14 protein-coding genes and 1 tRNA gene are annotated in these 16588 nt (G+C 40.0%); 3 read left to right on the top strand and 12 right to left on the bottom strand.

Features of this window, described 5'->3' with window-relative positions; genetic code table 11:
• Positions 1-290 precede the first annotated feature (290 nt).
• Positions 291-884 carry a DUF416 family protein gene (locus ACUR5C_RS10140; protein ID WP_454465005.1) on the bottom strand — a complete coding sequence of 198 codons (594 nt, stop codon included), beginning with the start codon at positions 882-884 and terminating at the stop codon, positions 291-293.
• A gap of 108 nt (positions 885-992) precedes the next feature.
• On the opposite strand from ACUR5C_RS10140, the gene ACUR5C_RS10145 reads away from it, so the two are divergent.
• A complete protein-coding gene (locus ACUR5C_RS10145) occupies positions 993-1523 on the top strand; it encodes a sugar O-acetyltransferase (RefSeq protein WP_454465006.1) in 531 nt (176 codons plus the stop codon).
• A 164-nt stretch (positions 1524-1687) separates the two neighbouring features.
• Positions 1688-3901: a DUF1631 family protein gene (locus ACUR5C_RS10150; RefSeq protein ID WP_454465007.1), complete on the top strand. Its 2214-nt coding sequence runs from the start codon at positions 1688-1690 to the stop codon at positions 3899-3901.
• Between the two features lie 67 nt (positions 3902-3968).
• On the opposite strand, the gene ACUR5C_RS10155 is transcribed toward ACUR5C_RS10150, so the two are convergent.
• The 4 genes from ACUR5C_RS10155 to ACUR5C_RS10170 all read right to left on the bottom strand — a co-directional run bounded on the left by ACUR5C_RS10155 (position 3969) and on the right by ACUR5C_RS10170 (position 8293).
• A complete protein-coding gene (locus ACUR5C_RS10155; RefSeq protein ID WP_454465008.1) occupies positions 3969-4379 on the bottom strand; it encodes a hypothetical protein in 411 nt (136 codons plus the stop codon).
• A 76-nt stretch (positions 4380-4455) separates the two neighbouring features.
• A complete protein-coding gene (locus ACUR5C_RS10160; protein WP_454465009.1) occupies positions 4456-6519 on the bottom strand; it encodes a S8 family serine peptidase in 2064 nt (687 codons plus the stop codon).
• Between the two features lie 242 nt (positions 6520-6761).
• Complete coding sequence (locus ACUR5C_RS10165; RefSeq protein WP_454465010.1) at positions 6762-7754, bottom strand: TIGR01777 family oxidoreductase; 993 nt, start codon at positions 7752-7754, stop codon at positions 6762-6764.
• Positions 7755-7831: 77 nt separating this feature from the next.
• Positions 7832-8293 (bottom strand): EVE domain-containing protein, encoded by a 462-nt coding sequence (locus ACUR5C_RS10170; RefSeq protein WP_454465011.1) that lies wholly within the window; start codon positions 8291-8293, stop codon positions 7832-7834.
• Between the two features lie 225 nt (positions 8294-8518).
• On the opposite strand from ACUR5C_RS10170, the gene ACUR5C_RS10175 reads away from it, so the two are divergent.
• Complete coding sequence (locus ACUR5C_RS10175; protein ID WP_454465012.1) at positions 8519-9982, top strand: DUF3300 domain-containing protein; 1464 nt, start codon at positions 8519-8521, stop codon at positions 9980-9982.
• A 113-nt stretch (positions 9983-10095) separates the two neighbouring features.
• Here ACUR5C_RS10175 and ACUR5C_RS10180 read toward each other — a convergent pair whose 3' ends face one another.
• From ACUR5C_RS10180 to metB, 7 genes are all read right to left on the bottom strand, one after another.
• Positions 10096-10311 (bottom strand): TIGR02450 family Trp-rich protein, encoded by a 216-nt coding sequence (locus ACUR5C_RS10180; protein WP_454465013.1) that lies wholly within the window; start codon positions 10309-10311, stop codon positions 10096-10098.
• Between the two features lie 31 nt (positions 10312-10342).
• The gene (locus ACUR5C_RS10185) at positions 10343-10981 is read right to left on the bottom strand and encodes a CIA30 family protein (protein WP_454465014.1); all 639 of its coding nucleotides are present in this window, start codon (positions 10979-10981) and stop codon (positions 10343-10345) included.
• 217 nt (positions 10982-11198) lie between these two features.
• Positions 11199-11275: transfer RNA gene (locus tag ACUR5C_RS10190), tRNA-Val, on the bottom strand.
• A gap of 212 nt (positions 11276-11487) precedes the next feature.
• Positions 11488-12504 carry a UDP-glucose 4-epimerase GalE gene (galE, locus tag ACUR5C_RS10195; protein ID WP_454465015.1) on the bottom strand — a complete coding sequence of 339 codons (1017 nt, stop codon included), beginning with the start codon at positions 12502-12504 and terminating at the stop codon, positions 11488-11490.
• Positions 12505-12665: 161 nt separating this feature from the next.
• On the bottom strand, positions 12666-13583 hold the full coding sequence (gene metF, locus ACUR5C_RS10200; protein ID WP_454465016.1) for a methylenetetrahydrofolate reductase: 918 nt from the start codon (positions 13581-13583) through the stop codon (positions 12666-12668).
• On the bottom strand, positions 13580-15109 hold the full coding sequence (locus ACUR5C_RS10205) for an aspartate kinase (RefSeq protein ID WP_454465017.1): 1530 nt from the start codon (positions 15107-15109) through the stop codon (positions 13580-13582). The genes metF and ACUR5C_RS10205 overlap by 4 nt, the downstream gene beginning before the upstream one ends.
• Positions 15102-16403, bottom strand: a complete 1302-nt coding sequence (gene metB / locus ACUR5C_RS10210; protein ID WP_454465018.1) for a cystathionine gamma-synthase — start codon at positions 16401-16403, stop codon at positions 15102-15104. The genes ACUR5C_RS10205 and metB overlap by 8 nt, the downstream gene beginning before the upstream one ends.
• Positions 16404-16588: the final 185 nt, after the last annotated feature.

Here is a 16588-nt window from a genome sequence, read left to right on the forward strand (position 1 = left end):
TTTTTATACTTTTTATCAGCCATATCATTGAGTTTAAGCAACGCCGCGTTTCGGCCTGACAGCCAGTAAAACTGCTACGCAGCGTCAATTTAATAACTCGTAAGCATAACTGGAAACCCCTCGTTGCTGTAGCTATGCTTGGGCCATATTGATACAAAAATGTAAATATTCATTACTGGACAATGACAATTATTCAATTACTGAACAAATTCCTTGCGCGGCCTATTTTTCCCACGGAATAAAATAGCGCCCCATCCTATTTTTTATCGCTTTGTTAGCTTAAATACCGCTTAATATTCAATTGCTAGATTCGACAAGCGCTGCTCTGTAACCAATACTTTTGCTGCATCACAGCTCGCTTTGCCCTGCTTGGCCTGTACAACCAAATTGAAGAGTCCATTTTGGGTTTCTAGCTCCCATAAATAAAGCGGGTCGTTACTTAATAAGGCTGCCGGAGCTTCACCTTGAGACTGCTGTAGCTGAACATAATTTAAATAGCCAGTAACCGTTTCTAAAGACAAACGGCTGACTTCATAGGCGAGCTGATGATCGGCTTCGATAAAGCTGCTTAATACACAGTTTAATCCAGTACAACAATTAAGCGCAGGAAAAACCGCAAAACAATCGTAATCGTTTGGTTCTGGGGTAATTTGCTGGAGTTTTTCTAACTGAATTTCATGATTGATTTTTATAGGAAGACCGCTAAGTTTCTGCCATAAACTATCAATTTGATTATGCATTAGTCGATTTGAAGGTAACGCCATTCCTTGCACAAAATAGTCAAAATTGGGCAACATACGTTGCAACAAGGCTGTTGCAAATAATTGCTGTTGCCACAAGTTTAACTGATTGAGATCTTGTTGATTAAACTCAAAGTCTTGCATTTACAACTCTCACGATAGAAACTAGCCACAAATTGTCGCATTATTACCGCTTGAACACTAGTCCGTAACCATGCTTTAAAAGCCCAAACATCGAGAGCACTTTATTCAATGCCCAATCATTCCGCAATAGAGTTTGATAGTCTCACTCCAACAATGCGTGCAGCGCGTCAAAAAGCACATGAATTATGTAGAAACTACACTCGCAGCCCGAGTAAAGGGAACTTAAAAAAGATAAAGTTGCTGTTTGCATCTTGCGGCGACGCAGTTTTTATTGAGCCGGGATTTCACTGTGACTATGCATTCCCGTTAGAAATTGGCAACAAGGTTTACCTTAACGTTAACTGCACCATAATTGACGGTGCACCAGTAAAAATTGGTGATGACACCCTAATTGGCCCTAATGTACAGATTCTAACCATTAATCACCCAACAAACCCAGCGCTGCGTGCCCAACGAACCAACTTGGCTAGCCCGGTTAACATTGGTAAAAACGTGTGGATTGGAGCTGGCGCTATCATTTTACCTGGCGTAAATATTGGCGATAATAGCGTCATCGCAGCAGGCAGCGTTGTAACAAAAACAGTCCCTGGCAATTGTCTTTATGCAGGAAACCCAGCTTGCCTTATCCGCAAAATATAAGTTTCTTCTATTTTTGTTAAAATTTCCCATAAAATAATCATGGATATGACTATAATTAACACTTAGAGTCTGCTCCACCATGTATACCTAAACTTCAAAATGTTCTGGCTAGACAAAAATTTGGCTGGCGTTGTTTTTTTACTTTGATTGAATATAGCTACCTTATGCCCAAAACATCCGAATCAATTCAAGACAAAAGTACACTTAACGACCAACAGTCAAACAAAAACAAAGCTTTAATCGCGTCATTTGTGAGCAGCTTAGATCAATTCACCGAATCTAATCTTGGCACTTGCGAACAATCAAGTGATAACCAGCTCAATTACACGCAGCAACTCATAGAGTTAATAAAGCTAAATCATTCAACAACTAAAGAGTCAAATAGCGTTGTGACTGAACTTAGGGCAACTCAGCAAAGCCTGTTAGCAGAAGTCCAGGCGGCACTTAAGAGCAACAATGTAGTCTTACCCGAGCCTCATGTACATCTAGTTGAATTAACTGACACGCTATTTTTAAAAGTCATTGAAGGTAGTGACTTTCACCCTGAATTTTCCAAAGCAATAATGCCATTTAAATTACTCAGTTTAGTTTTGTTTGTGCAACATCCAAAGCTACTCTTTAATCGCTCTAACCCACTAAAACCACTTTTAGACGCCTTAATGACTTGTGGTCTTATTTGGCAAGAAGGTGACAATCGCTCTCAGCAAATAAGTCAACAAATAAAGCAAGCTCTCGATTTTCTCTCAGCGCAAGCGGCTGCGAACCAAAATTTAAAGCAAGCATTTAAGGAGACCGCTCAGCACTTAGCTGAATTTGCACAAGCGCATGTTAAACGCATTGAAATTTTCGAAAAACGAATTAAAGAAGCAGAAGAAGGTAAAGCGAAGGCAGAGCAAGCCGACCGTTGGGCCAATATTGCTATTGAGGAGTTTTTGTATAAAGAAAACACTCCCGACTTTATCATCCATATGCTTAAGAATGCTTGGCGCCATATTCTTTACCTTGAATATTTAAAAGCACCTGAGTTGGAAGCATTTCATGCTATCCACCTTGCAAAGTGTTTATTAGTGAGTACGCTAAAAGTAGAAACCGTTGAAGAGTTGGAGAAATTCTTAGAGATTCAAGATCAGCTCTATTCACAACTTAAGATTGATTTAGCTAAAACCTCCTACTCACACGCAGAAACTACCGCGTTTTTTCAACAGTTAGACGCATTGCATTCCCAAATCATACTTGATGCTAAGTCAAGCTTAGAGCAAGGTCCAAAAGAAAAAATCATCCGTTTGAAACCAGCAACCCCCTTTGAATCTGAATTATTTGAAAACTCATCTGAAGATCCAACTAATGAAGAAGACATAAGCAAAATAAATAGTCAGCAATGGGTATTAAAACTTTTTTCTGAGATACCAAATCAATTAACTGACAAGCCGTCTCAGTCGCAAGATGCTCCCAAAAGCCGTAAAGAAAAAGACACTATAGCTAACAAAAAATCTTTAGATTTAATCAAACCCGGACGATGGTTAAACTATATAGATGAAAATAAGAAAACTAAATGCAAACTAGCGTCTTACATCAAGTCAAACGATAAATATATCTTAGTTACCTCAACTGGCACTAAGTTTAGAGAGCTTTCATCGCAACAAATGCTAGACAAACTCCAGTCAAAGCAAGTAACAATGGTTGAGGACAAGCCTTTATATGAGCTTGCCTTTCAAAGTGTAATTAGTGAACTCTTTAAAAATATTCAAGCCAAAAATAGAACCAACTCAGATACTCAAACGTTGCAAACTGAGACAGCGCCAGACTTGCAAGAAGATGACAATAGTAGAACTGCACAATCTAATTCCAACAAACAGCCAAACAAACTAAAGACTGACACAACTAAAAGCCATAACGAAAGTCTACCAAAATCTAAAGCAGCTAATTCCGAAAAAAACCAATCAGCTGAATTATCAAAAAACAAGCCAGCAAAAGAGGAAGCTGTACCAAAAGACGCATTAGCAAAGCAAGCTGTAGAAAAAATTAAAGTAGCATCAGTTAAGACTAGTAAAGCAAAATCACTTGAGCTCACTCAGTCTGGCAATAAACAAGCCAGTGAAGCAGACAAAAGCCGAGTTAACAAAATAGCAGTAGGAACTTGGGTAAAGATACTCATTAATGATGAATTAACAAAATGTCGACTTGCTGCAAAAATCAGTTCAACTGGTAAATTTATTTTTACCGATCGAAGCGGTCTAAAGATAAAAGAGTGCTTGCTTGATGAACTAGCCCATTTATATGTTAATAAACAGCTTCTATTAGATGAAAATGATGATGTGTTCGATCAAGCACTTGCTTCTGTAATTTCAAATATGCGCAATTTAAAATCAGATAAATAGAAAAATCTCTAACCACACCAGTTTATTTTTTAATATATTCAATTAATTTAGGCTACACTGCTCCTAGTCAACACATCTTTTCCAGCATAACCAACACGTTCCAAATCATCAGCAAAGGCGCACCTTGCTCTGCTTCAATTTTAATTTTACTTCCATCATCGAGTAAAATCTCAAAACATTTTAATTCCATTTCTTTAATATTTTCTAGACTTTTGGGGCCGACTATTCCAGAAATTTCTGTGTGTAAAAACGCCCGCTCTTCTCCATTTAAAATAGCATGAACGCCTCGCGTACAAATAACAATAAAATTTTTATCATCTTCTATCGACAGAATAACTGGCGCGCCCAGAAATTCAAACATGGGAACTTTAAATGATGCAGGTGCATCTTCCCAAAACATGGTCTTCTTCGCGCTTAGCTCATGCATTTTGGCGCGCCATCTAATTCTTAATTCTACAACGTTATCTAGGTTACTCATTAATTAGACTCCATTAACAGCTAAACCTCAGCTTGTAATAAGCTGAGGTTTTATTTACAGTCAGGTGGGCTTTACCTTATTGATTAACACTTGAAACTTCTAAATCAATTTCATAATTTGTGTTAACTGAAATGTAGCCATTCACCCTTAGCAAATAGTCGCCACCTGAGTCGGGTCGAAAATCAATGACTTCAGGATTTTCTAAAGATGCACTACTTGCAACAACCTCACCTTGCGGATTAATTAGCTGAAAATCTAGGTCTGCGACACCAGGCCACGACAAGCTTGCGTTGATCGCCGTCGTATTATCGGTAACCTTAATGAGATGGTCGTTAGCTTGAATGTTTTCAGCAGAAGGGCCAATATTGCCTGTTATTATTTGTTGTTCATTAATAATACTCAGTCCATTATCAACCATAAATCCGTCAGTTTTAAATCCGTCGATATTGATCTTTCCGTTCATGCGTTTTATTGAAACTGCATTCACTACTTTGCCATCTAAATTAGAAACCACATAACTTTTATTCGTTTTTGTAGGTGAATAAAAATCAATGACTCCCTGGTTCACTCCGTTAATCATTACGCTGGCATGCCCCCCATTTGGATGAGCAATATAATTTACTTGAAGGGTTTCGCCAACAAAATTGAATAACAATTGTGCTCGGCGCCGTTTACTTTCTAAATAAACGCCATCACTAGCTAAAGCGTCGCTTTTTAATGACCAGTTAGACACATAGTCAACGTATTGATCTGTTTCGGCGATGATATTCCAGTCACCTTGACTAGAGTATGCGGTATCTCCTAATAAAAACTCGCCACGTTTACCTTGAATGTTTTTGGCTAAATCGACTGCGGCTTTTACATTAATATAGCCTGCTCCCACTTCATGGGTTTTATAATCAGGCATAGGCTCTGCAGTAACTTTAATAATCTCTTCAATTTGGTCTGGCGACAACTGCGGATTAACTTCTAAAAGCAAGCCAACAACACCGGCAACAAATGGAGTAGCCATAGAAGTACCGCTCATTCGCGCATAGTAAATGTGATAGTCTGGATGTGTTGTATCAATGACTGGTCCAATTGCTGGTAGTGCCGTGTTCACCGCTCGAGTCGATATAATTCCACTACCGGGCGCGGTAATGTCCGGCTGTTTAATTTTATCGCCTTCAACACCTCGACTAGAAAAATCTGCGAGTCCTTTAACATTGGTGCCTGCAGCAACGTTAATTACCCAAGGCGCAACGGCATATTGATTTAAAGTGTTGTTATCCGGCCCGGAGTTAGAAGCAGCAAAAGTAACCACTATGCCCTTTTTATACGCAGCATACGACGCCTGGTTTACAGGATTGTTAGGGTCAAAATTGTTGCCATCGCCCCCACCCCAGCTGTTAGTAATGACATCGATATCATATCGTTCGCTATTCGCAATAGCATAATCAAAACCTGCGATAGAATAGAGAATAGAAACTCCATCGCCCGCACCAATACCAACTAGTTTGGCATTGGGAGCGATACCATCGTGATAAAAAGCTCGTCGTGAATCGTTTGCCGATGCAGCGCCACTGCCCGCAACAGTTCCAGCAACATGAGTACCATGTCCTGAAGTTGTATCTGAATTAGGCAAACCTTCAATAAATAAATTTTTGCCGCCAGCAAAATCTAAGTCACCAGCAATTTTTATATTTTGAACAACCTTATCGCCTAAGGTTAAATCTGGATGAGTCGCATCGACACCTGAGTCTAAAACGGCAATAGTTGTGCCAACTCCAGTAACGCCTTCTACATCGTGTACATAATGCCCTTGAGTTATTTCACCCGAGGTAAAGTTATAGTAGTCAACCGGCGCATCAAAATATATACTTTTGACCCTCTCATCTTTTGCCATTGATTCTAACTGAGTCTTTGAAAGACTTGCGCCAGCCATAGGCAGAGTGCTCATTGCCAAGTATGGAATGTTTAGATTGCTCATTACCGCGTCTAACTGATCACGCTGATGGGTTGAAACAATAACCTTTACCTTCCCGGTCAGGGTAGGCATCATCTGCTCTAACTGACTGCCAATAATCGGGTTTGCATTTGCGCAAGCCGCACCGCTTGCAAATAAGCTTAATAGTAGTGCGCGAGTTGTTTTACTTAGCATTATTATTATCCTCGTTGATTGTTTTATTTTCACAATACTATGCGCTAAAACGCCTGCTCGAGGTATCAGGGAAATCCCCTAGGGTGAGACAATTTACGCCCTATATTAATTTAGTTTGAGATAAGCGACCTGTTTAGAATGATAGGTAATAAAAATAACGATTAAGGCAGGCGGTTTTCACCCGGTTCGGGGGCGGCGGGGTTGGATTTTGTGCGAATTATTATTATGCCACTTAATTTTAATCAGTTTAACAGCGACTTGAGCGCATTTTTTAGGTGAGAAAACTCATAATTAAACCCAAGCTCGGTCAACCGACTTGGCAAAGCTTTTTGTCCTCCAATCAACAAGCCTGCACGCTCGCCTAGTAATATTTTTAATAACCAAGCTGGCGCAGAAAATATCAGTGGCCGATTTAACTGGCTTGCTAAGGTCTGGCTGAATTCTAAATTAGTGACAGGATTAGGCGCAGTTAAATTAAACACGCCTTCTAATGGTGCTGATATAGAAGTTTGTTGGTTATTTTGGTTAATTAAAAACACCACCGCGTTGATATAGTCTTGCAAATGTATCCAGGGCATAAATTGCTTGCCGTCTCCTAGTCGGCTGCCTAGCCCAAGCTTAAAGGGCAATAGCATTTTCGCCAATACGCCGCCATTTTTACTAAGCACCAAACCGGTTCGCAACAAACACACTCTAATGCCAAGCAACCTTGCGGCTTTCGCTTCGGTTTCCCAGTCTTCACACAATTGATGCGAGAACTCGTCTCCTACTTGATTAAACTTTGCAAGGCTCGCCTCGGTTAAAGGGCTGTTTCCCTGACTACCATACCAACCAACCGCTGAGCCACTAAGCAAAACTTTAGGCGGAACGCTTAGGCTTTTAATCCACTCGACTAATTGCTTAGTTAAATCGATGCGACTACTACGCAAGCGCACCTTTTGCTTTTTGCTCCAGGCTTTATCGGCGATAGGCTCTCCAGCCAAATTAATAATCGCCAAAAACTGAAGTGTTTTGGGAATAGCAGCGAAACTCTCTACAAACTTTAATTTTGATAATGTTGCTTCATTTAGTTTTGCTTCATTTGGTTTTGCTTCATTTAGTATCAGTTTAAAGTGATTTTGCGCTCTAGAGGCATTGCGCGTGAGCACATAAATATTTTCAGCTTGAGTAATTAGCGCTTGAGTCAACTGAGAACCAATTAAACCTGTACCACCAGTAATAAGGAAATTAGACATGCGTGTACCTCTTTAAATTGGTAAACATTTATATAGTGCCGCTATAACTTTCTAAAAACGCCCCGTTATTAACTCACTTACTTTGCAAGGTGAGAGTTGATCCACTGCCACTCTTTTGCTGTAACAGCTTGTACAGAAAGCCTGCCCTGTTTCACTAATTGCATTTCACTCAGCTGAGGTACTTGCTTGATTTCTTTAAGACTTATCACGCGGGTAAATTTTTGTTTAAATTTTACCTCAACACAAAACCATTTAGGCTCATCTTTTGACGCTTTTTCATCGAAGTAGCGGCTATGAGGATCAAACTGGGCTGGATCGGGATAGCCAGCCTTAACTATTTCAGCTACGCCTACAATGCCAACATTTTTACAGCTACTATGATAAATATACGCAAAATCACCCACTTGGACCTTATCTCTTAAAATATTTCTTGCTTGATAATTTCTAATGCCATCCCAAGGCTCGGCATTTGGGTACATATTTTGAAGATCATCAATACTAAATTCTTCTGGTTCTGTTTTAAATAGCCAATATGCCATGAAAATTACTCCAAATTTAAAAGCCTAACGCTAGCTAAGTATGACTCAGCCTGTTAAATTAATCTTAGCCTTACACTTATTTCAGTGCAATCCTTGTTATTAATGCCTGTTACGCCTTAAAGCGTTGAATTACATGCTTCTAATACCACGAGCATAGCTATTAAGTTAGCATTCAGATTGGTTATGTTTGAATACACAGGTCACAATCGATATAGGACCGATACGATGAAAAATATTGTAGTAATAATAGCGCTAATATTTAGCCTGAGCTCTGCTAAAAGCTGGTCGGAAGCGAACAGCGAAGACTACTTTAGCGAAGCCCAGTTAGAACAAATTTTAGCCCCCATCGCTCTTTACCCCGACAGTGTGTTAACTCATATTTTAATTGCTTCTACTTACCCATTAGAAGTTGTTCAAGCCCACCGTTGGCTTGAAGATAACGCTAATTTAAGCGCTGCCCAAGCGATTCAACAGACAGAAGATAAAGATTGGGATTTAAGCGTAAAAGCATTAGTTCCCTTCCCTCGTGTTCTAGAAAGGCTAAGCAAAGAGCTCGACTGGATGCAATCAATTGGCGATGCTTTTATTCAAGACGAAGAACGCGTGCTTGCAAGTATTCAATCATTACGCAGAAAAGCCGATGAAGCTGGTTCGCTGAGTAAAATGGAGAATACTAAAATTATTCGGGAAGAACGCCAAATTATTATCCAACCAGTCGAAATAGAAACCATTTACATTCCCTATTATGACACTCGGGTAGTCTATGGAAACTGGTATTGGCACAGTCACCCACCGGTTTACTGGGATTGGCACTGGGGTCACAGACGCCACTATTCACATACGAGCTATTTTTATTGGCACCCACGCGTTTACTTATCACACAGCCATCATTACCACTTTAGTGCGTTTAACTGGCGACACCATCACGTTGTGGTATTAGATCATAGACGCTATGCGAAACGCCGCTACCATCGCACCCATATTATTCGACACGAAAATGCGCGCCGCTGGCAACATAACCCTAAGCATCGACGCGGAGTGGCCTATCGAACCGAAGTTACGCGCAATCGTTATGCTAGCAATCGTCCGAGTCAATTAACCACTAAACAAATTCGCAGCAACGAACATCAAATTAGAAATAAACGTCAGGACTTATCTGGGTCTCGTTTAAACACTAAAATAAAAGCCGATCGTGAGCAGCCAGAACTAACCCGGCAACAACGCATCAAACAAAAAATGCGCGCTCACTCAGTAGATGATAAAAAGAGTCTTAGAGAGCGTAAACCACAGGAACGGCTTAATAAAAGAATAGAACGAGATCATTGGCGTGGTGATTCTTCTCAACCTCGGCAAGTTAAACAACGCCAAGTAGAAAAGCGTCAACCAATAGCGGCTGAGAAACATAAAGCTGAACAACAAAAAGTGGATAAACAGCGCAGTACTCGAGAGCGCACTTATCAACCACCGCGAGAAGTACCAGTAGAGCGTTCGACCAACCGAGCTCGCAAGGAAAACTACAATGAGCGTAATTCTCGCTCAAAGAGCAGATCGGAAAGAGCAGAAAGATCGGAAAGGTCACAAAAATCGGAAAGATCAGAAAGAACGACACGAAGTGAAGCGCGAGCATCACAGCGTTCATCTCACTCTAACCGGCGCTCTGACAGATCAACTTCAAGAGAAAGGCGTTAACACCCTTTTTTTTTAAAAGCAGCTTTAACTTTTCCTTTAAAAAGCCCGCCGTTAAAATTCATGCGCTTCTTGAGCCTGAATTTTAATGGTGGCTACCCAACGGCTTGAACGAACTATTGCCAGCCAATTCGCCACTGTTGAGACTGCTTTAATTCTCGCCAATTGATAAGATATTCAGCATTATTAATAATCGCTTCTAAAATACATTTAGTGACGTTGCCTTGTTCATCAAATGTAACCTGGGTGACAATAAAGTGCTTTTCTTTATTATCCACTTTAACTTTAGTCCACTTACTATTGAGAAGTGCTTTTGGATGAATACTGTTCACATTAATTCTCTGAATCTCGCGTTATTTATACTCATTTCGAAAAAACAATTTGGTTGATTCTTAATGCAAAATCACCTGCTAAATTTTTGTTAATAAGAAAACCTACCGCTCGAACTTTGGTTGAATTCAAAACTGGCGCATTAGGAATTAGACGACCACGAAATGTAGCTTTAAAATCATCTAGTACAAAATTAAGCGACTGCCGCTTGCCGCGCTGAGTTTTAAATTCTCTTTTATAATCGACTCGATAGCCTTCTATATTAGTGACCATTCTTAGCTGATAGGCCTGCCCATCTCCCTCTATGTCAATCGATACTTGGCTAAACTCCAACTCAAGTTGATCAAGTTTTCGGTAAACCGAACTAAAGCCCCCATTATTATCTAAGGAAATTTCTCCGCTAAATATGCCCCTTTGATGATCACTTTGTAGTTGCCCAGATGAACGTCCGCCCATAACCTCGTCATTTATCACAAACCAGCGAGCTAACTCTGCCGATTGAGTAAAATCAATAATGAAGTTTTGCTTAGAGTTAACTGTATTTTGCTTATGATTTTGACTTTTATTTTGACCTATCGCTAAATCGGCTAATCCGAGCGTGCCCATCACTCCTCCCAACAAAAGCAATTTAATGTATTTTAAAAAAGTTTGAGGCTGTTTTAATAGCTTCATTCGCATTACCCCAAATAAACTCATACTAGAACAAATAATATATACGCGAATATTTCATCAGTAGATTAAAGCAATCAAAAAGGTAAATAACGGTGTCGTAACACAGAGAGCACAAAATAGTTGGGCGGTTTTGCTTAAAAGTTAGGATCGCAGACTATAAGCGCTTGTTTTGCGCACTAGCTTGTCAATAAGGCGTTTGTATTTGAAAGGAATAAATTGGTAGTCGCGAGTGGACTCGAACCACCGACCCCCACCATGTCAAGGTGGTGCTCTAACCAGCTGAGCTACGCGACTAATATAAATAGATTCGTTGAGAAATAAACACTTGCTAGCTTTGGCCAGTGCATGCTGCTATCAACGAGGCGCGTATGTTATCAGAAAGATAATTTTGCGCAAGCCATTTTTAGCGTTTTTTTGTCAAAATTTCAAGAAATCTCACTGCAACACATTGATTTTATTAAACCTATGTTTTGCAGCGAGCTATAATTTTAGCAATTAGTGGTATTTTAGCTATATCCATTAGGATTATTACTTTGCCAGCGCCAAGTGTCTGCAACCATTTGCTCTAAGCCTCGGCATGCTTGCCAACCAATGACTTGTTTGGCTCTGCTCGCATCGGCCCAGCACTCAGCAATATCGCCTGGTCGTCGTGCTACGATTTGATAAGGCACCGGTTTGTTAGCGCCCTCTTCAAACGCCTTAACTATCTGTAATACAGAGTAGCCATTACCAGTTCCTAAATTAAACACATTAACTTTATTTAAAGCATCAATATTTTGTACCGACTTAACATGAGCGTCAGACAAGTCCATTACATGAATATAATCCCTAACTCCGGTACCATCAATGGTTGCATAATCGTTACCAAAAATAGATAACTTTTCGCGTTTACCGACAGCTACCTGGCTAACAAAAGGCATTAAGTTATTCGGAATACCTTGCGGGTCTTCACCAATAGTGCCGCTTTCATGGGCGCCTATCGGGTTAAAATAGCGTAGCATGACAACATGCCAGGTTGGATCGGAAACCACTAAATCTCTGAGAATTTCTTCAATAAACAGCTTAGTTCTACCGTAAGGATTAGTCGCAGAAGTGGGGAAATCTTCGGTTATGGGCACGCTCGCAGGATCACCATAAACTGTGGCAGAAGAGCTAAAGACAATCTTTTTACAATGATGCTGCCGCATAACTTCTAGTAATACTAGGGTGCTATTAATATTATTGTCGTAATAAGTTAAAGGAACTTCACTCGACTCACCAACAGCTTTTAGTCCTGCAAAATGAATCACTGCTTCAAACTGGTGTGCTTGAAAAACATCAGCTAACTTTGCTTTTTCGCGCAAGTCTAACTTATAGAAAGTCACAGGTTTATCAGTAATTTTCTCTACCCTGCGTAATGCTTCAATCGATGAGTTTGACAGGTTATCAACAACGACGACTTCATATCCGGCTTCCAGTAATAGTAACGTGGTGTGACTTCCAATATAACCAGCTCCACCGGTAACTAATATTTTTTGCGTCATTTTAATTCCTTGTAAGTGGGGACTTCGTCGTTAGAGATGAAGCAACTTTATCAATTGAAAAGCTTTCAAAGAGTTGAAGTATGATTAAGCTAACCCTTTGAATTCGTACTATGACAAGCATTATAGGCAAATGAGGTTACCCGTGCAACGCTTCAATTCAATTAAGCTACTAGCTCTTGACTTTGTGCTTTTATTCCTAGCGAGTGACAAATTGCATAGGTCAAGTCAGACCGATTTAAAGTATAAAAATGAAAATCTCGTACCCCCTCTTTAGCTAAAAGTTTAACTTGTTCAATGGCGATATTGGCGGCAATTAAGTTTCTCGTTACTGGGTCATTGTCTAAACCTTGATACTGCTTATGCATCCAACTTGGAACAGTCACGTTAGTCATTTTAGAGAACTTGAGTAATTGTTTAAAATTAGTGACGGGTAAAATTCCCGGCACAATCTCAACTTCAATTCCTGCTGCTAAACACTTATCTCGATAGCGTAAATAGGTTGCTGTATCAAAGAAAAACTGGGTAATGGCTCTGCTTGCGCCCGCCTCGACTTTACGCTTTAAATTAAGTAAGTCAAACTGGGCACTTGGCGCATCTGGATGAACTTCTGGGTAGGCTGCAACACTGATTTCAAAGTCGGCGACTTGCTTTAAGAGCTTAACTAAATCTAATGCAAAGAGTTCAGGCTTGTCGCTGTTTGCAGCGTTAGTTTCAGGTAAGTCTCCGCGCAGCGCCACAATATGCTTAATTCCTTGTTCCCAATAGCCTTTAGCAATTTCTTCTAGTTCCCATTGAGACGCTCCTATGCAGGTTAAATGTGGTACTGGCTTTAATTCAGTTTCTGTTTGGATCTTAGTTATAATTTTGTGGGTTCTTTCTCTGGTCGAATTAGCTGCGCCGTAAGTAACCGACACAAACTGTGGCGCAAGTACTTCTAAGCGTTTTACCGAATTCCACAAAGTGGTTTCCATTTGTGCCGAATTAGGTGGAAAGAACTCAAAAGATACATTGACTTTGCCTTGTAAATCAGCAAGTCCTTGATTAAGTGACTCAATTTGTTGAACATGAAAACTACTCATAACGAACCTATCGAACGAAGTGTTTGTGGTGGCGCATTTAAAACTGCCGTTTGCTGCGTTGCTTGCTGATTTATAGCAGGGGATAATCTGGCTTGCTTAAAATAAAAATCATCTAATGTTTTAAAATCACCTACCAACAAATCATTCAGTAACTGTGCTGCTTTCACTAAGGGGTCACTTTTCTTGGTAGTAAATGAGGGTTCTAACTCTAGCCGGCCTTTCGATATAACAGGCTCATTCGCTTTCGCAACGCAATCTTGTACTTGAAGCGAACTATAAATGGCGAGTAAATAGTTCTCAGTATTATTCTGTTTATTTTTAAAGCGAGGAGTTTGTTCTTTACTCAACTTAATGGAGAAACTTACTTTTGAATTATTTTGTCGATTTAACTCGTTAATGATTGTATTAAGAATTAACAGAAATTCACTGTTTGAACTTATGTTTTTTCCAACCAATATAATTTCATTCGCTTGAATTGCAATTGACTTAATAGCGGATTTAAAAACGTCGCTTACCGACTTGTTTTTTTGTTTTAACCGGTTTAATTGCTTGGGTCGCGTTTCGCTATCACACTGAGCAACTAGCGTGCCTTGCACTTTTTTGGTGGTAGATATTTCTGCAGTCGTTATCGATGAACAAACTCTAAGTGGTATTTTTTCGGCAATCAAAGGAGTGATAGTTTTTTGGTGTAAAACATTGGTGCCTAGACTGGCTAGCGCCTGCGCTTCTTCATAGCTTAGCTGTTTGATCGCTTGCGCGTTATCTATAATGTTAGGATCAGCCTGATAAATTCCATTAACATCTGTCCACAATGTAACTTGTCGAGCAGACAGTAAGTTCGCTAAAAGAGTCGCGCTAAAATCACTGCCATTACGTCCTAGTAAAAGTGCTTTTCCTTGAATATCAGACACAACAAAACCAGTCATTACAAATCGACTATTAAAGTTGCCATAGGTTAATCGGTTGATTTGCCGTAAAAAATAAGTACGATCAAAGCATTGATAATCGTCCGGACAACTCGTACGTAGCAGTTGCTGCGAATCAATCAACCTCGACGCTATCTTGCATTCTTGTAAATAGGCAATTAGTAATTGTGCGCTCCAATACTCTCCCAAGGCAATTATCTGTGCACTCTGATGCTCACAAAGTTCGTTAGCCGAAATAGCATTAAGCTTTTTTATGCGGCTGCTAAACTCTGTTAAAAAGTCATGTGGATTGTTTAAAAGTTCCACCGCCAGAGCCATATAAAAATTCTGAATATGCTTGAGTATTTGGGCATTTCCTGTCACCAACTGTGCAAGCCAATCAGTAACTTTTCCGTTTGCGGAAACCACAATAAAGTCATTAGGATCGCTCAATTTAGCAATAATATCTGCAACATGACGAATTCTTTGAGCGCTAGCCAAGCTCGAGCCACCAAACTTATGCACACTCACTTTATCAACTTGCTGAGCACTGTTCGTGCAAGCATCTTTTAACAACTGCGATGCTTTTGGCGAAATCACAGGATCACTAAAACTAACCATGACAAACTGCCTTTGTAGTGTGTTTCGCTTTATTTAGCGCGCTTTGTGCTAATTTAAAACCGCTTTCTAGGTCTGCTTTTAAGTCTTCAATATTTTCAATACCAACTGACAGCCTTAACAAGTTGTTAGTAATCCCTGCGGTGATTTGTTCTGCTTCAGTGATAGCCGCATGTGTCATAGTTGCAGGATGACAAACTAAACTTTCAACGCCACCTAAAGACTCGGCAAGTGAAAATATTTTAAGGCCATTTAAAAATGCTTTCGTTTCAGCTAATCCACCTTTTAATTTAAATGATATCATCGCACCAAAAGCAGACTGCTGGCGAGCAGCAATAGCATGACCACTATGCGTTTTTAGCCCGGGATAATAGACTTGCTCAACAAGTGAATGGCCGTTTAAATATTCAGCAAGTTTTTGCGCATTTTCACAATGGCGTTTAACTCTCACATCAAGTGTTCTTAAACCTCTTAAAATGAAGAAACTATCAAATGGCGCACCGGTGATACCTGTACAGTTAGCCCACCACTTTAGGTCTTCATAAAGCGATTTTTGTTTTGCAATTACAGCACCACCCACTACATCACTATGGCCATTAATGTACTTTGTAGTGGAATGTACAACAATATCTGCACCTAACAGCAATGGCTGCTGTAGAACAGGTGACAAAAACGTATTATCCACAACAACCAGTGCCCCTTTTAGTTTCGCCGCCGCACTCACCTGCTGAATATCGACCAAACGTAACAATGGATTGCTTGGGGTTTCTATCCAAACAATTTTAGGCTGTTTCTGTAACGCTAATTGAAGAGCGGTTGGATTAGTTTGATCAACAAAATCAACGCTAAGCAAACCTCGCTCTTGAAAACTACGAAATAATCTAAAACTACCGCCATAACAGTCGTGTGGTACTAAAATTCGTTCTCCAGCTTTTAACAGCTGTAAAACTAAAAAAATGGCCGACATACCACTTGAAGTGATTACCCCACCAAAGCCGCCTTCTAGCTGGGCAAGTGCGTCACCAAGAATTTGTCGGGTTGGATTTCCTGAACGAGTGTAATCATACTCTCTAGGTTCATTAAAATCTGCAAAGCTGTAATTACTCGATAAATAAAGTGGCGGTGTAATAGCGCCATGCTGAGTATCACTTTCAATTCCGGCACGAACACTCACAGTGTCTAAGCGAACGGCGTTCGGCTCTTGTGGGTCAAAAATAGACTCCGTGGGTAGTGCTGCTTGAAAATCTGTTGCTTGGCTTGGTTTAGTCGCTTGTAATTGATCTGAATCGACGCTCATTTATTTATCCTCATCTTATTTAGTCGCCTGACAATCTAATCGACTCGCAAAGCTGCCAATTCAAATTGCTGGGTAGTAGTTGACCAAACTAGCCAACATCCATAACAAACCGTATAGACGGCCATATGGCTAGAAGTATATTTGCTTTGATGTCGATGTCAAGATGTATAGACGTCTTAAACTAG

Source organism: Aliikangiella aequoris, assembly GCF_053709105.1.